This window comes from Dongia soli (assembly GCF_034044715.1).
Lineage (GTDB): Bacteria > Pseudomonadota > Alphaproteobacteria > Dongiales > Dongiaceae > Dongia_B > Dongia_B soli.
In genome coordinates this window covers 1,071,325-1,090,895 of the sequence record NZ_JAXCLW010000001.1, presented here as the reverse complement: position 1 = coordinate 1,090,895, position 19,571 = coordinate 1,071,325, and the positions used below count along the sequence as shown (strand labels likewise).

The window sequence follows — 19,571 nt, the reverse complement described above, 5'->3', positions numbered from 1 at the left end:
TTGCCCACCCACAACAAGCCGCTTCAACCTCTTGAAACCTTTAATCTTTTTTGACGGTCCCGGATTGCACCGGCGACAGCGCGCCGGTCAGGCCGGCGATCGCCCGGGAGACGCCATCGGCGACCCGGTCGAGGCAATAGCGGGTCAATTCCTTGCGCGACGGGAAAGCGGTCACATCAGTGACTGGATGGAACTCGACCACCACCCGCACCCGACCCAACCGGCAGAAGGTCCAGAGATGCCCGCCCAGGGTCATGTCGCCATACCAGGCCAGCAGCGGCCGCAGCCCGTGCCCCAGCGGCAGGCCGTTGAGGCCGACATAGCTGATAGAGACCGGCTGCACAGTCAGGGGCTGCCCGTGAGGCCGCGCCTCGGCGACCGATAGAAGCGCGCTGCGGAACGGCAGGACACGGTTGCCGTCATTGGATGTGCCTTCCGGGAACAGGATCAGGTTGTCGCCGGCATCGAGCCGCTCCTGCAACTGCTCGCGCTGCTGGTGTGAGGTGCCCCGGCGGCGATCGACGAAGACCGTCCGCTGCAATTTCGCCAGCAAGCCGAAACCCGGCCAGCTCGCCACCTCGGTCTTCGCAACGAAACTGGCTGGCAGGATCGATCCGAGAACGGGGATATCGAGATAAGACGTATGATTGCAGACATAGAGAGTCGGCCGGCGGGTGGAAATCTCGCCGATCACCCGGATATCGAAACCGAAAATGCGGCAACACAGCCGGTGATAAAAAAGCGGCAGCCGGGCGGCACCGCCGCTGCCCAGCGAAACGAGCAGCAATTGGACCGGCATCAGCGGCAGGGTCAGGCCGACATAGAAAGCGAGCCGCCAAGCAGCAAGCCAGCTGGAGCCGAGCGCGATCGGCTCGGCGGCATCGGCTGCAACCACCTTTGCCAAAGCCGCCGCCCGCTTTGCCAGGCGGCGCTCTTGCGCGGCTCGTTGCCGCTCGGTCAGTTGGGATCTGTCTGCCACCGCCATGGCCAGTGTCACATCTGGCGCACCAGGCTCAACCGAGCCCATTTTGCTTGGCGCTGCCATCTCCGGCTTCATCACTGCCGGCAGCATCGCCACGCGTATAATGCTTGAAGTATTTGTCGGTGACGCGGCTGGTCACCACGATCACGCTGACATCGGTGGTGCCGAATTGATGATCCACCACCGCGCCCTCGCCGACGAAACCGCCAAGCCGCAGATAACCCTTGATCAGCGGCGGCAAAGCGACCAGCGCCCGCTTCTCGTCGATCTCCGAGACCGGCATCATATTCATATCGACATAGCGTTCCGGGAGGGCCCGCGGGCGGAATTCCGCCGGTGCGAGATGTCGGTGATGGAGATAAGAAAGCGGCACCTTGTGCTGCTCGGGATCAGTGCCCGGCAGGCTGGCGCAGCCGAACATGATCTCGATCTTGTAGAACATCACGTAATCGGTGATGCCCTTCCACAGCAGTTGCATCGCCGCCTTGGTGCGATAGCGCGTATCGACGCAGGAACGACCCAGCTCGAGAATTTCACCCTCATGCTGGGCGATGGCGCTGATATCGTATTCGTCGATCGAATAGAACTGCCCCCTTTTGGCGGCGCCCTCGCGCCGCAGCAGGCGATAGGTGGCAACAATGCCCTCCGGCCCGGAAGCGAGGGCGTGATCGATGATGATCAAATGATCGCAGAACGGATCGAAGCTGTCGAAATCGCGCTCCGCTGCGGCCATTTCCGGCGAGGGCTGCGCCGCCATTTCCTGATAGAAAACCCGGTAGCGCAGGGCCTGGGCGGCCGCGATTTCGGCTGCACTTTCCGCCAAACGAATTTCCAGATTGCCGACGCGTACTTCAACCGGCCGGGTTGCACTCGCCATCGCCAAGCTCATTTCTTCTTGCCTTTACCATGCAGCGGCACGGCATAAAGCTCGAGGCGATGGCCGACCAGTTTGTAGCCGAGCTGCTCGGCGACGCGGTGTTGCAGTTTTTCTATCTCGGGATTGGTGAACTCGACCACCGTGCCCGACTGGATGTCAATCAGATGATCATGGTGATCTTCGGGCGCCTCCTCATAGCGCGCCCGGCCGTCGCCGAAATCATGACGTTCGAGAATGCTCGCTTCTTCGAACAGGCGCACCGTGCGATATACGGTCGCCAATGAGATGCCTGGATCAATCCTGGTGGCGCGGCGATAGAGCTGCTCGACATCTGGATGGTCGTCGGCCTCCGACAGCACACGGGCGATCACCCGACGCTGCTCGGTCATCTTCAGACCCTTGTCGTGACACAACTGTTCCAACCGAGATACGACGCTCACCAAACCCATCCTTGACTAAAAACCGATCATTGATTCGGTCATTCTATCGCCGCCGGGTCGCAGCGGCTATTCTCTCGATCCGGCAGGCCGCGCTGCTATACCATCTTTTCGGTTGCGGCGGCTGTTCGATTCCCTGTGGTCGCCCATTCTGACGATCCCGCGATCCGGCGGCAAATCAGAATTGGCAACAATGCCTTTTGTTAATAAGTCCGATTATCGACGCTTATGGGCGTGGTTGGCTTAGCGCCGACGACCGGCACCAGTCCCGAGGCCGATCTGCCGTGCCAGCGAGCTGCGTTTTTTGGCGTAATTGGGTGCTACCATCGGATAGTCGGCAGGCAGATTCCACTTTTCGCGATATTGCTCCGGGGACAAGCCGTAAGCAGTGCGCAGGTGCCGCTTCAGCATCTTGAGTTTTTTCCCGTCTTCCAGGCAAACGATATATTCCGGCATGACAGATTTCTTAATCGGCACCGCGGGCTCCTGTGGCTCCGCCGGCATCCGCCCGCCACCGTCATGGCTGAGGCCGGATAAAGCGCCATAAACCTCATGGATCAGCCGAGGAATATCACCCACCGCGACTGTGTTGTTTGAAAGATGGGCCGCGACAATCTCTGTTACCATCGGCAATAAAGCCTGTCGTTTGCTGTCATCCGGCATGTATTCATCCGCCCTTCCTGCAAAAGAAGCCGACCGTAACCGATACCTATTAGGCATTCAACCCTAGCTGCCCACATGGAGCTGGTATTCATGCCAAGATCATAACAAATTCATCTCCCGGCGCTGTGTTTAATTTTCAAGAATTGGGGCAGACCAGCCTGTTATTTTTATTCTTGCGCCAAATCCCGCCGCATAGTGACGGCATCTACCGCTTCATTATTTCGGTTCCGATAGTAATTGCGGCGGATACCCATCTGCTTGAATCCAGCAGCCTGATACAGTCGTGCCGCCGCGACGTTGGGGTGGGCATGCTCGAGGAAGATCGCCTGCTGGCCTTCGGCATGCGCCCGCTCGACGATCATCTGGGCCAATTCTTTGCCAAATCCACGGCCGCGGCAATCCGGCCGCACCGCGAGCAGAATGATCTCCGTCTCATCCAGCACCGAGCGCATCACGGCAAAGCCCAAGGGCTCGTTATCCTTATCGAGAAGGATGATACCTGACGCACCAGGCATGGCGAGGACCTCGGCGAAGCTATTGGCCGTCCAGGTCTGGTCCCAGGGGGCGGTGAAGCAGATTGCGTGCAACGCCGCGAGGACCTCGAGATCGAAGGGGCCCGCCGGCCGCACATACAGTTCGCCACTTATTTGATCGCCCGTCATTTGATCACCGTTGTTGCTCGCCGGTCATTGCGTCACTTTTATCTCGGGCGATTTCGGCTGCGAGATGTCCGGCGGCCGGAGATAGAGCGGGTCCGGCTGCAAATCGAAGCGGCGGCTGGGATCTGCCGCTAAGGCTGCGGCGATTGCGGCGTCGGTCGCTGTTTCGATCAGAGTCAGCGCCGCTTTTTCACCGCGCAGGCTGTCCCGCAAAGCTGCCAGACCATCTCCGATCACGGTGGCGATTGCTTCCTCGCGGATCAGCGTCAGAACTTCCTCCAGAGTCATCAGGGCAGGCGGCTGCAGAAAAGAAAGATCGCGGCCGAGCAAGGCGGCGTAGGGTTCGGCCCGACGGCTGTCCAGCGCCACTAAAAACCGCTCAGGCAACTCGGCGATGGCGCCCGCCGCCACCTGGAAACTGCTGAGCCCGACGACCGGGCAGCCGATCGCCAAGCCGAGGCCGCGCGCAGTGGCGAGGCCGATCCGCAATCCGGTAAACCCCCCAGGCCCCACGGTCACGGCGATCCGTTCGAGCTGCCGCAGATCGACCCCGCTCGCGGTCATCACGCGTTCGATCATCGGCAGCAATTCGACGGCATGGCCGTGAGACATCGACCGGCTCTCCCGGGCAGCAATGCCGCCATCCCGCCACAGGGCAGCGGAACAGGCATGGCCCGCCGCATCCAGGGCCAGAATTGTGCCGCCAATGGGAGCGGGAGCCGGAATCGGTGATGGAAATCTCTGTTGCTCGCTCACGTCTGCCTGGCCTTGTTCAACGGATCGCCCTTTGCGGAATTGCCAGGGTCTGCTAGTTCCTGATCCGGAGATAACCGCGAAACGGATGGCTTGCAATATGACCATAGGAAGCGCAGCGCCCACATCGTCGGCCGGCCCGATAGCCAGCCCGGCCGCTTTGCAGGCACAGGAGCTGGTCCCAATCACCCGAGCGGACTTCGATGTCGAGCTCGCTTTGGCCTATGCGACCCCCGGCAATGTGACCGGCAAACAGATCTATCGCCATGCTGATTGCTACCTGCATCCCGAGGCAGCCCGCCTGCTGCGCCGGGCAATCGAACTTGCAAAACCGCTCGGCCTGCGTTTCAAGATTTTCGACGCCTATCGGCCGGTCGAAGCGCAATGGGCCTTGTGGAACGCCTTTCCCGATCCGGAATTCGTTTCCGATCCCCGCAAAGGCGGCATTCATACACGCGGTGTTGCCGTCGATCTTACCTTGATCGACACCGCCGGCAATGAGCTGGACATGGGGACGGAATTCGATTCCTTCGCGCCGCAGGCGCATCACGGGCGCACCGATGTCAGTGAACTGGCGCAGCGCAACCGGTTCCTGCTGCTGGGATTAATGAGCGCCGCTGGCTGGGATTTTTACCAAAACGAATGGTGGCACTATCAACTGTTCAGGTCGCGCGACTACCCGGTCGTAGATCAGAACAGCCTGCCGCGCCCCATGATGTAACTGGCGCCGATAACGACCGCACCAACAGCAGACGGGCAACTCATATCATGCGTTTGATTCTGGCAATTCTCATTCCCTGGCTGCAATTCTTCACGATCGGCCGCCCCTTTGCGGGATTGATCTGCCTGATTTTGCAGATCACGCTGATCGGCTGGATTCCGGCGGCGATCTGGTCGGTCTATGCGCTCAGCCAGTACAAGACCGATCAGAAAATCAAGGACGCCATGGGCCCGCGTTAACCCGCGAAGACTCAAGCGATACGGCAGGCTTCGCTGAAGTCCAGCCGCGGATTGCGCGGACGATAGCCAGTCGGATCGCCATAGCCGAGATTGCAGAGAAAAAGCGCCTTCCAGGCGCTGCCGGAAAAGAAAGCGGCATTCACCTTGGCGCGGTCGAAGCCGCTCATTGGGCCGCAATCGAGACCCAAACCACGGGCCGCCATAATGAAATAGCCGGCTTGTAAGGTAGCGTTCATCTGCGCCGTTTCGCGCGTCGCCGCTTCACTGCCCGTGAACCAGGATTTGGCATCGGCCTGGGGAAAGAGCTTCGGCAGGAATTCGTAGAATTCATGATCGGCCGCAAAAACCGCGGTCGCGGGTGCCGACATCGTCTGCTCGACATTGCCTTCGGACAAAGCCGGCCTGAGCTTTTCTTTCGCCGCTGGACTGCGTACGAAGTCAATGCGGAGTGGTTGACAATTCGCGCTGGTCGGCCCCATGCGGGCGAGCTCATAGATTTGCCGTAACAGGGGGTCGGGCACCTCGCGATCGAGCCATCGCCGCTGGGTATGGGCTTTGAGGAAGAGCAGATCGATCGCGGCCGCATCCAAGACCATGGGATCGCTCAGAAAATCAGACTGGCCGAACCTCAACGACTTCCGGCACATAATGCCGCAGCATGTTTTCGATACCCATTTTCAGGGTCGCGGTCGAGCTGGGGCAGCCGGAGCAGGAACCTTGCATATGCAGGTAGACCACACCGTCCTCAAAGGAATGGAAAACGATATCGCCGCCATCCTGCGCGACCGCAGGACGCACCCGGGTATCCAGCAATTCCTTGATCTGGGTGACGATTTCGTCATCCGCTTCGCTATGCTCGGCATGACCGCCGCCGCCGGCCGCAGCTTCGTCGCGCAAGACGGGCTGATTGGTGGTGAAATGCTCCATGATGATGCCGAGCAAAGCCGGTTTCAGGACCGACCAATCCTTGGCGTCGTTCTTGGTGATGGTGATGAAATCGCTGCCCAGGAACACCCGGACCACGCCTTCGACTTGGAAGAGGCGGACGGCAAGCGGCGAACGTTCGGCGGCAGCCGCGCTGTCGAAATCGGCGGTCCCTTGCAGCACCACGCTGCGGCCGGGCAAAAATTTCAATGTCGCCGGATTTGGCGTTTCTTCAGTCTGGATGAACATCATAATACTCCGCTAAGCTCAGCGAGTAATCTCTCAGGAGATTGCATGTCCCGAAGATGGTTGATCGCCCCAGGCGCTTCAACCTCAAAATGGTTGTGGGTATGGCGAATAGACCGACGCAGCTATCGACCAGGGTTACCGGCAATGGGTCGGCCGGCTTGGCGGGCGACCGCGAGGCGAGCCGGAATGAGGCCGGCAACCCGCCGGAAAGCCAGGGTTCCGACCTGATCGGCCGTGCCCTGGCCGGCATTGCCGCAGCCACGGGCCAGCCCCGCGCTGTCGGTGCGGATGGCACCCTGGCCTGTCCGGCGGTGGATCGCGCCTTCCGCTGGTTAATGGAGCAGGGCCGGGTGGCGGCCGATATGCCGGGCTTCCTGCTCGGGCTGGTGCGCCAGCTGACCGAAGCCGGCTTCCCGCTCCAGCGCGTCTATATCGGCCAGCGCACCTTGCATCCGCAGATCGCCGCCGTCGGCTATCTGTGGAACCGGGGCGATGAGGCGGTCAGCGTCGTGACACGCGACATCTCGGTTTTCGCCAGCCCGACTTTTATCAACAGTCCGATCCGCCAGCTGTATGAATTCGGCATCAAAAGCATCCGCCGGCGCCTGGTCGGGCCGGAGGCCAAACTGGATTTTCCAATCCTCGAAGAGATGCGCGAACAGGGCGCCACGGATTACGCGATTTTCGCCCTCAATTTCGGCGCCCTCGTGCGCAGCAGCATCTCCATCACGACCGATCATCCGACCGGCTTCACCGATTCCCAGCTTGCCGCCTTCGAAGCAATTTTGCCGTTGCTGGCCATGGTGGTCGAGATGCTGGAAACGCGGCGTCTCGCCGGTTCGTTGCTGGAAGTCTATCTGGGGCGCGATCCCGGCCAGCGCGTTCTCGACGGCGCCATTCAGCGCGGTGAAGGTGTCACCATCGCCGCCGCGATCTGGTATTGCGACTTGCGGGACTTCACCAAACTCAGCAACAAATTGCCGCGCGACGAAGTCATCGCCTTGCTCAACGACTATTTCGATACGGTGGCTCGGCCGGTCCATGCTCGCGGCGGCGAGATCCTGAAATTCGTCGGCGATGCGATCCTGGCAATTTTCCCGATGCATGACGATCTCGACCGGGACGGCAAATGCAAAGTCGCCTTGGCCGCCGCCGAGGAAGCCCTGGAAGGAATGCGCGATCTTAATGAATTGCGCGCGAGCGCCGGAAAGCGGCCGTTGAAGATCGGCATCGGCCTGCATGCCGGTTCGGTCACCTATGGCAATATCGGCGTGGTTTCCAGCGATCTCGCGCGGCTCGATTTCACCGTCATCGGCCCGGCCGTCAACCTGGCTTCGCGGATCGGCGATCTGTGCCGCCCGCTCGACGAGCCGCTCCTGGCATCGCGCGCCTTCGCCTCGCCTTGCGGCTCCCATTTGGTGCCGCTCGGCGAATATGTACTGCGGGGCTTTGACGAGCCGCAGCAGGTTTTCGGCCTGCCGCGCTAGTTTTCTTTCACCGCGCCAAACGCCGATGGAGCCGTCGGCATGCTTTCTTTAAGCTGATGAGGCAGAGGCCTGGTTGTTGCTGCCGGCGGTCGAACCGCTTGTCGTTGCGGCATCGCCCGCCGAGCTTGCCGAATCCGTCGGCGACGACGTGTCAGCAGCCGTCTGGTCCGGCGCCTTGCTCTTGTCTTCGCTCTTCTCTTCATTCAGCGGCGATGATTCCTTTTGGCGCTCGATCGCCCGTTCCAGATTGGCCTGGAGCGGCTGCGATAACCATTGCTGGAATTGCTCGATCGCACCGCTTGCATCGCCGACGGCACCGAGGGCGTCGAAGCCGTTTGCCGCGTCACTGCCGCCAGTACCGAAACCATTCATGAAGTTGAGGCCGTTGACCGTCGTGTCTTGCCCCGCGGTCAGATAGGAGGCCAAGCTGGGCTGATTGGCGATCTGCTGATTGATGGTCTGTGCCAGGCTGTTCTGCGCGCCGCCATTCTGCCCCGCATCGCCTGGCGCCGAGCCGCTTTGCAGGTTCCCGCTCTGCAAGCTGGCCAGCAATTGCTGCGCTGCCGCCGACAGATTGAGAATGACAGCATCATTGCCAGCATTGCTGGGCGAGCTTGCGTCGCCGATGGCACTTTTCAACTTGGCGATCGTGTCGCTGGTGGATGTGGCGGATGACGCCGCGCCCTGCGACGAGGTAGAGCCTTGGGAGGACGTATTGCTTTGGCCGGCCGTATAGGCGGCATTGAACCGCGCCAGAATATTCGCCGAAAAGGCGCCGATGGAATTCGCCATGATTCCGCTTCCCGCTATCTGCCGATGACATTGCCGGCGTCCGGATGAGTTGCATCGACCGGAACGTGGCTCCAACGGCTTCAGAGCAAGGCGCGTGCCAAGTGTGAAACGCCGTTTAATACGGGCATTTTGGCCAGGACATGCCTGTCAGATTGGAGAAAGCGGGAAGAATGTGCCCGGCGGGGCAAGGCCCGCCGAGGCCCGTTAGGCAATATGTTCGATATCTTCTTGCGTCAGATGGCCGGGAACGATAGTCAGCGGAACCCGCAACTTGCCGACGAATTTGCCGCTCAACGCCGTGACCAAGGGACCAGGTCCCTTGGGACCGGTGGCGGCGCCGAGCACGAGAATCGAAATCGTCAATTCCTCGTCGATCAGCTTCATCACCTCTTCGCGGCGATCGCCTTCCCGGAAATAGAGAACCGGCATCTTGCCCGACAGCTTGGAGACTTCCGCCGCCATCTTCTGCATTACCGCTTCGGCCTGTTGCCGGGCTTCATCCTGCATCAGCTGGCTGACGCCGACCCATTCGCGAAAGCCGGTCGGTTCCGACACATGCACCATGGCGACGCGGCCGCCGGATTTCGCGGCGCGGCGGCAGGCGTAACGCAGCGCCGTCTTCATTTCCGGTGAATCGTCGATCACCACCAGGAAAATACGGCCGAGCGCCGCTTCTGCAGCGGATTTGCCGCCATTTTCGGTTTCATCGGCCATGGCTACCTCCTCCGGAACATCAGATGCGCCAGCCACCCGGCGAGGAGAGCGACGATAACGGCAACCACGCCATAGGCAAAGCCGTTATTATTGGCAAAACGATAGATATCGGCACCGAATCCCACCTTGCTGATAACCAAAGGAATGGTCTGGGCATCAACGATCTGGCCGTCGCGGGCGAGATAAACTTCGATCAGGAACTTCCCCGTCGGTACCGTGGAGGGGAGCCGCAGATTGGCGCGGAACAGTGTGTCACCGACAAAGGTGACGCGGCCGACCTTATCGGCATAAAGATTACCGCGCTGGCGCTCGCGAATCAGCGCCGAACGGAAATCCGCCACATTCGGCGCATCGGCGCCCAGCGTCTTCAAACGCAGGCGCCCGACCCCAAGTTGATAACGGTCCAGCACATCGGGCGCCAGCAATTCGTAAAGCGGCCGGGACGAAGCAATGCCATAAAAGGACGGCACATTGCCGAAAGTAACCGCCTCGCGATTGACCCAAATGCCGGCCACACGTTCCTTGTGATGGACCTGGACATCGCCTTGCGGTCCCCACATCGCCATGATGATATCGCCCGGCTGGTCCACCGCGCCGAAAATCAGGACATCCTGGCCGGAGAAATCGGTGGTAATGGCGATCAGATGGCGGTCGATATCGGCCACCACGCTCTTGGCCGTCGCCGGCCGCATCGCTATCGCCAGGGTGCAAGCGGCGAGGACGCAAAGAGCCAGGATAAAAAGGCCGGCGGAACGCAGCAAGAATCCGTTGTCCCCACGGGTTGACGCATCTTGCCGTCGCGAGCGCGTCAATGCAGGCCTCCCACCGCCATGATGCTGTAAAGGTTGGCTGGCCGGCGCACCAGTTCGATCAGCAGCAGGAGACCGACGGTGACGACAAGGGCGGCCATGAGAAAGCGCAATTGCTCGCCCGGCAGCTTGGCGCCGAGCCGGCCGCCGAATTGCGCGCCCACGACCGAGCCGATCGTCAGCAGCAGAGCCAGCATGATATCGACGGCATGGTTCTGCCAGGATTGCAGGATGGTGACATAACCGGAGACGAAGATGATCTGGAACAGCGAGGTGCCGATGACGATGCTGGTCGGCATGCCGAGGAGATAAATCATCGCCGGCACCAGCATGAAGGCGCCGCCCACCCCCATGACTGCCGAGAGCAGACCGACAAAGGCGCCGACGCTGATCGGCAGGATGGCGCTGATATAGAGGCGGGACTTCTTGAACCGCAGTTTGAATGGCAGCCCGTGCACCCAGGTATGCTGATGCAGCTTTTTCGGCGGCGCCTTGCGGCGAATCCGCCGCAGTGCCTGGATCGATTCCACCATCATCAGCAGGCCGATCGAGCCGAGCGTGACGACATAGGAAATCGCGATGACGACATCGATCTGGCCGAATTGCCTGAGCAGCGAGAAAACCACGATGCCGATGCTGGAGCCGAGCAAGCCGCCGATCAGCAGCACCCCGCCCATCACGAAATCGACATTGCCCCGTCCCCAATGGACGAGGACGCCGGAAACCGATGACGCGACCACCTGGTTGGATTGTGTCGCCACGGCGACCGCCGGCGGCACTCCGATGAAGATCAAAAGCGGCGTCACCAGAAAGCCGCCGCCGACGCCGATGAGGCCCGAGAGAAAGCCGACACCGGCCCCCAAAGCCAGCAGGAGAAACACGCTAATCGAGATTTCAGCGATCGGCAGATAGATTTGGAAGCTGAGGAGCCAGTCCAGTATGGCGCCTAACATGCCCAACGCCCTGATGTCATTCCCGTGCCAGCCTCATCCCCTGTCGGCCGTCCCGGTTGCCAGGCCGACCGCTTGATATCTACCGCCACGGTTGCCGGGATTCCCGGCATTGTCTCCCCTGGCCCCGAATCGACTCCGCCGCGCCGGGTCTGACCGGCACGGGTCGTCAGCGCTGCGTCGTCCCACACATGTCCGGCTGGTTGCACGCTGAGGCGGTGCGACACATGGCTGCGCGCGGCGATTCGCTAGCGTCTCTACCCTACGCTCAAGCGATTCGCCTGGAAAGGTCGCGCGCGCGACCGGCCACTGATTTCACGCTTTCGTGGACCGATACGGCTACGTCCTTGAAGCGGATCCGCCAGACCCCGGCCTAGCGATGGCGCACCGCAAGATCACCCCGCTTGGGTCACTTCTGCAAAACATCCATCATCTCGTAAAGCTGAGTCCGGGCCCGCTGAAGGTAGAAGCCGATGGCAGCGAGATGATTGGGTTGGAGTTGCGCGTCCGGCCGGCCGTTCACAACGATCCAGGGACGCAAGGCTGCTGCATCCATCAAGCTGCCAACCATGCGCTGCCAGATATTGGCTGCACCCTTTTCCTGGATCACCTGCTTGTAATCGGTACCGAGATCGCGCAGCACCAGGGCATAGGCATAGGCAAGCCCCTTGGTGCGATAGAAGACATCGTCAGCGGTGAAATCCAGCCAGTTGCCGGAATTTTGATCGATCTGATTGTCGATATCGTTGGTCGCCGAACCGAGATCCTTGCCGATCCCGTCCAAGGTCACCAGCAGATTGTCGGCGCGCGGCTCGAAGACCGCCTGGCCGCGTGCCAGCCGGTCATTATAGGATTCTAAGGCCTTCATCGCCGCGCGATATTGCGTTTCCGACGACGCGGTCGGGGCCAGCGAGACGCTGGGATCCCATAGCCAGACGGTCGGCGAGTATTTAAGCAGGCCGAGAGCGCGCTGCAGATCAGTGTCGATGCTGCTGGAGGCGCGCGACCGGCCGATCTGGTCTTGCAGCTCCAGCACGTAGCGTGACAGCGCCTGGATGATGCCCTGCTGGAAATTCGGCATATTGTCGAGTGCCGCACCCGGCAGGAAAAACGGATCGTTGGACACCCAACGGTTCTGATTGACCTCGCGGTTGATCAGGGCAGCGGTAATCGCCACCGACTGGCTGGCACCGGCCGGGACGGCGGGAGCCTTGAAGTTCGGGTCGTCGTCGATCTTGTGCACGATCAGCATGCCGACCGGGTAGTAGAGCAGCAGGGCGAGGATGACCAAGCCACCCACCCATTTCACGGTCCGGATTGTCCCACCGCCGCCAAAACGGCTGCTGCGGGGTGCTCCGGTTGCATCGAGAAAAGGGTCGTTGGCCATGCCGGCACCTCACTTGCGCATCATGCGTTGAACATGGAGACGACGCCGCATCCCGACAAGCCTACCGCGATGCGACATATCCCGGCTCGTCAGCTTCTTCAGGGCGACGACAGCAACTCACCTTAAACGTGCAGCAGGCCGACAATATCCTCGGCTTTTTGCAAAATCGGCTCGGCAATGGCCCTGGCACGGCTCGCCCCCTGGCCCAGCACTGCATCGATCTCCCCCGGATTATCGAGCAGCCGCTTCATTTCGCTGCCGATCGGCCCCAGCACGGCGACCGCCAGATCGGTCAGCTCCTTCTTGAAGACCGAGAATTCACGGCCTTCGTAGTCGCGGACAATTTCCATCAAAGGCCGATCCGCCAGAGCGGCATAGATCGACAGCAGATTGACCGCTTCCGGGCGGGCAGCATCGATCTCGGCCTTGAACTGCCCCTTCTCGTCGAGATCGGCAAGGCCGGGGAGCGGATGCGGATCGGTCTTCGCCTTGCGCAGTTTCAGGGCGATGGCTTCGGCATCATCGGTCATGTTGATCCGGCTGTAATCCGATGCATCGGATTTCGACATCTTCTTGGTGCCGTCGCGCAGGCTCATGACCCGCGTCGCCGGTCCGCCAATCACCGGATTGGGCAGCGGGAAAAAATCGGTGCCGTAATCATTGTTGAATTTCTGCGCGATATCCCGGGCCAATTCCAGATGCTGCTTTTGATCCTCGCCGACCGGCACATGGGTGGCTTGATAAGCCAGGATATCCGCCGCCATCAGCACCGGATAGGTATAGAGGCCGACCGACGCATTCTCCCGATCCTTGCCCGCCTTGTCCTTGAACTGGGTCATGCGGTTAAGCCAACCGACGCGGGCCACGCAATTCAACAGCCAGGCGAGTTGCGCATGGGCGCGACACTGGCTCTGGGGAAAAATGATGGCATTCTTGGGATCGATCCCAGCCGCAATGAAGGCCGCCGCCACCTCTCGGGTCGCCTGGCGCAGGGCCGCCGGTTCCTGCCACATGGTCATGGCGTGCAGATCGACGATGCAGAAGATGCTTTCCATCTCGTGCTGCATCCGCACCCAATTGCGGACCGCACCGAGGTAATTGCCGAGGTGAAGATTGCCGGTAGGCTGAACGCCCGAAAAAATGCGATTCATTGGGTTTGGACCCCCGAATTCCCTAAAAAGCCACGCCTGATCGGCCGGTTTGGCCCGACGCCCAGGTTTATTGCCGCCGGCACAGGGTTTCGCAAGGATTTTCATGGCGTTGTCCCGCTTACCTGCGGCATTTCACGATCACGGACTATTGAAACCCATTGGCATCGTTCTATTATCTTACGTGCAGGTTTTTATGGCGCCTGCCACATATGGAACAGGGAGTGAACACCATGGTCGCCGGACCGAATCGCGAGTACGTGACCCGCACGCAGGCCCAGGCGGTCGAGCTTGACGCCGGCCTGCGCAGCTACATGCTGAAGATCTACAATTACATGGCCGCCGGCTTGGCGCTGACGGGCCTGACGGCTTATGGCGTCTTTGCCAGCGCCGAAACGCATCCCCAGATTCTCGAAACCGTGCTCCGCCTGCAATGGGTGCTGATGCTGGGTACGATCGGCTTGGTCTTTTGGCTGAGCTTCGGCATCCGTCGCATGTCCGCTGGTGCGGCGCAGATGTCTTTCTGGGTCTATGCCGTGCTGAACGGCCTTTGGCTCGTGCCGATTTTCCTGGTCTATACCCAGACCTCCATCGCCCGCACCTTCTTCATCACCGCCGCAACTTTCGCTGCGATGAGCCTTTACGGCTACACGACGAAGCGTGACCTGAGCGGCATTGGCAGCTTCCTGATCATGGGCCTGATCGGCATCGTGATCGCCAGCCTGGTCAACATTTTCCTCGCCAGCTCGGCGATGAGCTTCGCGATCTCCGTCATCGGCGTCCTGATCTTCACGGGTCTCACCGCCTATGACACCCAGAAGCTGAAGGAGATGTATCTGGAAGGCGACGACCATGACACCCTCGGCAAGAAGGTCGTCATGGGTGCGCTGACGCTCTATCTCGACTTCATCAACCTCTTCCTCATGCTGCTGCGTTTCGTCGGCGACCGCCGCTAAACAGCAGCCTCGATACAGCGCTTGCTGGGGCCCGAAAGGGCCCCAGTTTTTTTGTGGCCGCGCCATAGGTGATAGCAAGAACGCTAACAGCCCGCTTTGCCGCCTGACCCCTGGCTTTGGCAAGCAAGTCCGACTAGGCTGCCGCCGGCAAGATTTTCTTGTGACCATCTCAGACAGGGGGAGCAATCATGTATACGCTGTATTATTCGCCGGGCGCGGCCTCGATGGCACCGCAGGCAGTGCTTGAGGAAATCGCCGTGCCGTTCAAGCTGCAAAAAATCGACACCGCCAATGGTGAGCATCAGCAGCCCGCTTATCTTGCCCTCAACCCGGCCGGCAAGATCCCAGCACTGACCCTGCCGGACGGCACCACCATGGCGGAATGCGCGGGCATCTGCATTTTTCTCGCCGACCGCCATCCGGAGGCGGGCCTTGCCCCGGCGCCGACCGATCGCGCCCGCCCGGCCTATCTGCAATGGATCATGCATCTAACCAATACGCTGCAACCGGCGGATCTGCGCTTTTATTATTCCGAGCGCTACACTGCCGAAACCGAAGGTGCAGCCGGCATCAAGGCGCGCGCCGTGGCCGAGATTGCCGAGATTTGGTCCCGCGTCGACAAGCATCTGGAGAAGAACGGCCCGTATCTGCTGGGCGAACGCTTCAGTGCCGCCGATATCTTCTGCTTCATGCTCTCGACTTGGCAGGATAGCTGCCCGGATCTCAACACCCGTTTCCCGCATGTGAAGAAGCTGGCCGATTTGGTCGGTGCGCGGCCGGCGGTGCAGCGGATGCTCAAGGCCAACTGAGCGCAAGCAGATGACCACGCCGCGCGATATTCTCGATTTCTGGTTCTCGCCTCAGGCGCAGGCCTTATGGTTCGAGAAGGTCCCGGCTTTCGACGATCAGATCCGGACCCGCTTTGCCGCCGCCATTCATGAGGCCCAGCAAGGCGGGTTCGAGACCTGGCGCCAGTCACCGGAAGGAAGCCTGGCTCTCCTGATTCTGCTTGATCAATTCGCCCGCAACATCCATCGCGACTCGGCGAAAGCCTTTCTCGGCGACAGCCGCGCCCGCACGGTTGCCGCCACCGCGATCGAGCGCGGTTTCGATCAACGGCTGCCCTTTTTGCACCGCCGCTTCATCTACCTGCCCTTCGAACATAGCGAGGCAATGGCAGATCAAGACCGCGCTATCGCCTTATTCGGCCAATGGCTCGACCAAGCATTACCGAGCGATCGAGACGAGGCCGCCGAGCAATTGCATGACGCCCATCTGCATCGCGACGTCATCGTCCGTTTCGGCCGCTTCCCCCATCGCAACGACGCCTTGGGCCGCGACACCACCGAGGCCGAGGCAGCGTTTCTGCGCCAGCCCAATTCCTCCTTCTGAGCGCATCCCGCAACGCCCTCACGGCGGCGCTTCCAACTTCCTTTCAACGCGACGCTTGGGCTACAGTCGCTCGCGTTACCGGCATGTCAGGGGTCATTTATGAAAATGTCATTGCTCCGCGCCTCCCTGCTCGCCGCCGGCCTGGCCGGCGGTGTCTGGGTGGCGCCCACGCCCGCTCTGGCGGATTATCGTGCAGCCGAGGCGGCCTTGCGGAGCAATGATGTCGCTGGCGCGATCCCCTTGCTGGAGGACGAAGCGCAACACGGCAATCCGGTCGCCGCCTATAATCTCGGCAAGATCTACGAAAGCGGCAATGGCGGAATCCAGAAGGACTATGTCAAGGCGGCCACCTGGTATCGGCAAGCCGCGGAAGTCGGCAGCATGCCGACGCAATTCGACGGCACGCAGCTTGGGTCCCAGGCGGCCGATCTGATATTCGCCGCCCAGCTCTATGCACAATACGGCCTCGCCCGGCTTTACGAGGCCGGACGTGGCGTTCCCCAGGACAGCAACGAGGCCGTGCGCTGGTATCGCCGTGCCGGTGACCAGGATCTCGATCTCGCACAGCTTCAACTGGTCCGCATCTATCGTCAGGGCAGCGGCGCCATCGCGCCGGACCTTGCCGAATCGACCAAGTGGCTGGAGCGCGTCGCACAAGGCGGCAATGTTTCTGCCATGGCCGATCTCGGCACCGCTTATCTGCAAGGGATCGGCGTCGAGAAGAACGCGAAGACCGCTCATGATTGGTATGAACGCGCCGCCGCCTTGGGCAATAGCGATGCGCTTTACAATCTGGGACTGCTGTATCAGTCCGGCTATAGCGGCCAGCCGGATCCGATCCGCGCCGCCGATTACTATAATCGCGCCGCCAATCAGAAGAACGGCCGCGCCATGCTTGCGCTTGGCGATCTCTATGCCGATGGCGAGGGCGTCCCGCATAATCAAATCCAGGCCCTGGTCTGGTATGAACTGGCGGCGGAAAATGGGAGGGCGGAAGCGATTGCCAAACGCGATGCGCTGACCCGCGATTTGCCGGAAGCCGATGTCGATCAGGCCAATGCCATGGCGGCCTCCTGGCAGCCGCAAGGCGATCGCCTGAGCCTGCCGGCCAATGCCCTGCCGTCCTCCCCGCCATCGGCGCCGGCTGCCGTCCCAGAAACCACAGCACCGCAAACCGCCGCACCGGCAGCGCCATCATCCGCTGAACCAGCGCAACCGGCCGAACCGGCCACTGAAGCGTCGCCGGCGCCGGATACTCTGCCGCCCGCAGCACCGCCGCCGGCAGCATTTAAGCCCGGTGCCGATGCAGCCGTCTCACCGGGGCAGCCCACGGCCGCACCGCAGCAGACCCCGGAGCAGTAGCAAGCAAGGTTTGCGAACGCGATGCCGGTTGGCGCCTCAGGCGCCGATCTTTTCCGGTGTTGCCGGCTGGAGGATGCCGCTGGTCACCGGGCCGCGGCCATTGGGACCCTGCTGCATCTGGCGGTCGACTTCGATCTGGTCGAACAGCCAATCACGGAAGGCCTTGATCTTCGGCCGCTGCAAGGCCGATTTGGCGTAGCAGACATAAAAGCCGCTATCCGGCCAGACGGTGAAATCGAACGGCCGGATCAGCCGTCCCTGGCGCAGATCCTCGCCGGCCAGCATGGTATTGCCGATGGCGATGCCGAGCCCGTCCACCGCCGCCTGCATCAGCAGGTTGGAGACATTGAAGCTGAGGCCCGGCCGATAGCGCGCATCTTCCACGCCTGCAGCAGTCAGCCAGTCGCGCCAGAAATCGTAGTTGGCGCCGGCCCAGTCAGAATCGGTCAGGAGGGGATATTGCAGGAGGTCGCGCGGCTCCTTTAGCGGCTTGTCCTCGCTGGGCAATTTCGGGCTGCAGACCGGGAACAGGTCATTGGCCAACAGCAATTCCGCTGTCACGCCGCTCCAGTGGCCGCGCCCGAAACGGATGGCGATATCGATATCGCCATCGCCGATGGTCTCGACCCGGCCGGTCGCGGAAATCCGCACATCGATATCCGGATGACGGGAGCGAAAGTCGTGCAGCTTCGGCACCAACCAGCGCGCTGCCACCGAGGGCAACACGCTGACAACGATCGGCCCGCCCCTTGTGGCAATGGAAACATCGCGCGCCGCTTCGGCGATCTGCAGCAGACCTGAGCGTACCGGCGGCAGGAACCGGCGGCCGGCATCGGTCAAAGCCACCTGCCTGGTGCCGCGCTCGAAGAGCGGCACGCCGAGCCAGGATTCCAGAGCCTTGATCTGATGGCTGATGGCGCTGTGGGTCACGCTCAGCTCCTCGGCCGCTTTGGAAAAGCTTAAATGACGGGCCGCCGCCTCGAAATAACGAACGGCTTTCAGCGGTGGATAGGCAACCATGGGCGACTCGCTTACGTGTTTATTTTTCTCACGAATCCTCTGAGGAATGATCGTTTGTTTTCCGCAGAAATCAAGACAATTCTACTCTTCATGAGCTTCCTCAAATCAGGTCATAAGTTAATTTGTAACACCTGAATTTTTCCCTAGCCACGCTGCGGCGACGCGCTCCGGGGAGAGGAAGAAGGGTAATAACGCAGCAATAAGAGGTGGATCATGGCTCAAGTCAGTTGCTCGTCCTCGACCGTGACCGGCCACCATGCCGCGCGGCGTCAAAGTGCTTCAGCGTTTTCCCGTCTGGTCAATCACTTGGAGATCTGGAGCGAGCGCCATCGTGCGCGCCGCGCTCTTGCCGGGATGTCCGATGCCATGCTGAAGGATATCGGCCTGTCGCGGGGTGAAGCGACCTATGAATGGGAAAAGCCCTTCTGGCGGCCCTGACCGGTGATTGGCCCAACTGCGCGGTTGGCAATACCCGGCCGAATAGACCGATTATCACAGAGATCACGAAAGGGGCGCGGAACGCCGAGATGAAAAATTATTTTCGGCGTTTCGCGCGCTTCAATCAGTGGGCCAACGAGCGCCTCTATGCGGCGGTCTCGGCCCTGGATGCCACGGCTTTCCAGGCACCCCGCAGTGGCTTCTTTCCGTCGATCTGTCGCACGCTCAATCACCTCTATGTTGGCGACCGGATCTGGCTGGCACGGTTCGAAGGCTGCGACATTCCCCATCGCCGCCTGGATGAGATCCCGCATCCGCTGTTCCAGCATCTCTGGGCGGCTCGCCAGGTCGAGGATGCGCGCATCTGCCGCGTGATGGATGATGCAGCGGAAAGCTGGTTCGCCGGAACCCTGCACTATACCAGCGTGACGAACGGCCAGGCTGTTTCGATGCCGGTCGAATCGGTGTTGGCACATTTCTTCAATCATCAGACCCATCACCGCGGGCAGGTCCATGCCATGCTGTCATCGACCGAGGTAGCGCCGCCCGATCTCGATTTCGCCGCCTTCATGGTCAAGGTGGGAGAGGCGGGCTGAACCGCCAAAGCTGATC

General features: G+C 61.1%; 24 protein-coding genes. 9 read left to right on the top strand and 15 right to left on the bottom strand.

Features of this window, described 5'->3' with window-relative positions; translation table 11 throughout:
* Positions 1-40: 40 nt before the first annotated feature.
* From SMD27_RS04945 to tsaB, 6 genes are all read right to left on the bottom strand, one after another.
* Positions 41-1,045 (bottom strand): lysophospholipid acyltransferase family protein, encoded by a 1,005-nt coding sequence (locus tag SMD27_RS04945; protein ID WP_320507208.1) that lies wholly within the window; start codon positions 1,043-1,045, stop codon positions 41-43.
* Positions 1,014-1,859: a l-ornithine N(alpha)-acyltransferase gene (gene olsB, locus SMD27_RS04940; protein WP_320507207.1), complete on the bottom strand. Its 846-nt coding sequence runs from the start codon at positions 1,857-1,859 to the stop codon at positions 1,014-1,016. The genes SMD27_RS04945 and olsB overlap by 32 nt, the downstream gene beginning before the upstream one ends.
* An 8-nt stretch (positions 1,860-1,867) precedes the next feature.
* Positions 1,868-2,248, bottom strand: coding sequence for a Fur family transcriptional regulator (locus SMD27_RS04935; RefSeq protein WP_379991213.1), 381 nt, complete (start codon positions 2,246-2,248; stop codon positions 1,868-1,870).
* A gap of 291 nt (positions 2,249-2,539) precedes the next feature.
* A complete protein-coding gene (locus SMD27_RS04930; protein ID WP_320507205.1) occupies positions 2,540-2,959 on the bottom strand; it encodes a MucR family transcriptional regulator in 420 nt (139 codons plus the stop codon).
* A gap of 167 nt (positions 2,960-3,126) precedes the next feature.
* The gene (gene rimI / locus SMD27_RS04925; RefSeq protein ID WP_320507204.1) at positions 3,127-3,621 is read right to left on the bottom strand and encodes a ribosomal protein S18-alanine N-acetyltransferase; all 495 of its coding nucleotides are present in this window, start codon (positions 3,619-3,621) and stop codon (positions 3,127-3,129) included.
* A gap of 24 nt (positions 3,622-3,645) precedes the next feature.
* Positions 3,646-4,374 (bottom strand): tRNA (adenosine(37)-N6)-threonylcarbamoyltransferase complex dimerization subunit type 1 TsaB, encoded by a 729-nt coding sequence (tsaB, locus tag SMD27_RS04920; protein ID WP_320507203.1) that lies wholly within the window; start codon positions 4,372-4,374, stop codon positions 3,646-3,648.
* Between the two features lie 97 nt (positions 4,375-4,471).
* Here tsaB and ddpX point away from each other — a divergent pair, with 97 nt between their 5' ends.
* Both ddpX and SMD27_RS04910 read left to right on the top strand, forming a co-directional pair.
* Positions 4,472-5,092, top strand: coding sequence for a D-alanyl-D-alanine dipeptidase (ddpX, locus tag SMD27_RS04915; protein ID WP_320507202.1), 621 nt, complete (start codon positions 4,472-4,474; stop codon positions 5,090-5,092).
* 47 nt (positions 5,093-5,139) lie between these two features.
* A complete protein-coding gene (locus SMD27_RS04910) occupies positions 5,140-5,331 on the top strand; it encodes a YqaE/Pmp3 family membrane protein (RefSeq protein ID WP_320507201.1) in 192 nt (63 codons plus the stop codon).
* An 11-nt stretch (positions 5,332-5,342) separates the two neighbouring features.
* Here the strand turns inward: SMD27_RS04910 and SMD27_RS04905 are convergent, their stop codons facing one another.
* Both SMD27_RS04905 and SMD27_RS04900 read right to left on the bottom strand, forming a co-directional pair.
* Positions 5,343-5,927 (bottom strand): malonic semialdehyde reductase, encoded by a 585-nt coding sequence (locus tag SMD27_RS04905; RefSeq protein ID WP_320507200.1) that lies wholly within the window; start codon positions 5,925-5,927, stop codon positions 5,343-5,345.
* Between the two features lie 16 nt (positions 5,928-5,943).
* Entirely contained in the window at positions 5,944-6,504 is a 561-nt protein-coding gene (locus SMD27_RS04900; RefSeq protein ID WP_320507562.1) for a NifU family protein, read from the bottom strand.
* Positions 6,505-6,605: 101 nt separating this feature from the next.
* On the opposite strand from SMD27_RS04900, the gene SMD27_RS04895 reads away from it, so the two are divergent.
* A complete protein-coding gene (locus SMD27_RS04895) occupies positions 6,606-7,991 on the top strand; it encodes an adenylate/guanylate cyclase domain-containing protein (protein ID WP_320507199.1) in 1,386 nt (461 codons plus the stop codon).
* Between the two features lie 48 nt (positions 7,992-8,039).
* Here SMD27_RS04895 and SMD27_RS04890 read toward each other — a convergent pair whose 3' ends face one another.
* The 6 genes from SMD27_RS04890 to trpS form a co-directional block, all read right to left on the bottom strand.
* On the bottom strand, positions 8,040-8,783 hold the full coding sequence (locus tag SMD27_RS04890) for a hypothetical protein (protein ID WP_320507198.1): 744 nt from the start codon (positions 8,781-8,783) through the stop codon (positions 8,040-8,042).
* Between the two features lie 204 nt (positions 8,784-8,987).
* Positions 8,988-9,497, bottom strand: a complete 510-nt coding sequence (locus tag SMD27_RS04885; protein ID WP_320507197.1) for a universal stress protein — start codon at positions 9,495-9,497, stop codon at positions 8,988-8,990.
* A 2-nt stretch (positions 9,498-9,499) separates the two neighbouring features.
* The gene (locus SMD27_RS04880) at positions 9,500-10,258 is read right to left on the bottom strand and encodes a TIGR02186 family protein (protein WP_320507196.1); all 759 of its coding nucleotides are present in this window, start codon (positions 10,256-10,258) and stop codon (positions 9,500-9,502) included.
* Between the two features lie 47 nt (positions 10,259-10,305).
* Positions 10,306-11,259, bottom strand: coding sequence for a sulfite exporter TauE/SafE family protein (locus tag SMD27_RS04875; protein ID WP_320507195.1), 954 nt, complete (start codon positions 11,257-11,259; stop codon positions 10,306-10,308).
* Between the two features lie 406 nt (positions 11,260-11,665).
* Positions 11,666-12,643 (bottom strand): DUF2333 family protein, encoded by a 978-nt coding sequence (locus SMD27_RS04870; protein WP_320507194.1) that lies wholly within the window; start codon positions 12,641-12,643, stop codon positions 11,666-11,668.
* Positions 12,644-12,765: 122 nt separating this feature from the next.
* Complete coding sequence (gene trpS / locus SMD27_RS04865) at positions 12,766-13,794, bottom strand: tryptophan--tRNA ligase (RefSeq protein ID WP_320507193.1); 1,029 nt, start codon at positions 13,792-13,794, stop codon at positions 12,766-12,768.
* Between the two features lie 230 nt (positions 13,795-14,024).
* Between trpS and SMD27_RS04860 the strand changes: the two genes are divergently transcribed.
* The 4 genes from SMD27_RS04860 to SMD27_RS04845 all read left to right on the top strand — a co-directional run bounded on the left by SMD27_RS04860 (position 14,025) and on the right by SMD27_RS04845 (position 17,501).
* Entirely contained in the window at positions 14,025-14,747 is a 723-nt protein-coding gene (locus SMD27_RS04860) for a Bax inhibitor-1/YccA family protein (protein WP_320507192.1), read from the top strand.
* A gap of 188 nt (positions 14,748-14,935) precedes the next feature.
* Entirely contained in the window at positions 14,936-15,556 is a 621-nt protein-coding gene (locus tag SMD27_RS04855) for a glutathione S-transferase family protein (RefSeq protein ID WP_320507191.1), read from the top strand.
* Between the two features lie 10 nt (positions 15,557-15,566).
* A complete protein-coding gene (locus SMD27_RS04850) occupies positions 15,567-16,139 on the top strand; it encodes a DUF924 family protein (protein WP_320507190.1) in 573 nt (190 codons plus the stop codon).
* A gap of 99 nt (positions 16,140-16,238) precedes the next feature.
* Positions 16,239-17,501 carry a tetratricopeptide repeat protein gene (locus tag SMD27_RS04845; protein WP_320507189.1) on the top strand — a complete coding sequence of 421 codons (1,263 nt, stop codon included), beginning with the start codon at positions 16,239-16,241 and terminating at the stop codon, positions 17,499-17,501.
* 36 nt (positions 17,502-17,537) lie between these two features.
* Here SMD27_RS04845 and SMD27_RS04840 read toward each other — a convergent pair whose 3' ends face one another.
* On the bottom strand, positions 17,538-18,521 hold the full coding sequence (locus tag SMD27_RS04840) for a transcriptional regulator GcvA (protein ID WP_320507188.1): 984 nt from the start codon (positions 18,519-18,521) through the stop codon (positions 17,538-17,540).
* A 213-nt stretch (positions 18,522-18,734) separates the two neighbouring features.
* Here SMD27_RS04840 and SMD27_RS04835 point away from each other — a divergent pair, with 213 nt between their 5' ends.
* Both SMD27_RS04835 and SMD27_RS04830 read left to right on the top strand, forming a co-directional pair.
* On the top strand, positions 18,735-18,959 hold the full coding sequence (locus SMD27_RS04835) for a DUF1127 domain-containing protein (protein ID WP_320507187.1): 225 nt from the start codon (positions 18,735-18,737) through the stop codon (positions 18,957-18,959).
* Positions 18,960-19,048: 89 nt separating this feature from the next.
* Positions 19,049-19,555: a DinB family protein gene (locus SMD27_RS04830; RefSeq protein WP_320507186.1), complete on the top strand. Its 507-nt coding sequence runs from the start codon at positions 19,049-19,051 to the stop codon at positions 19,553-19,555.
* Positions 19,556-19,571 lie beyond the last annotated feature (16 nt).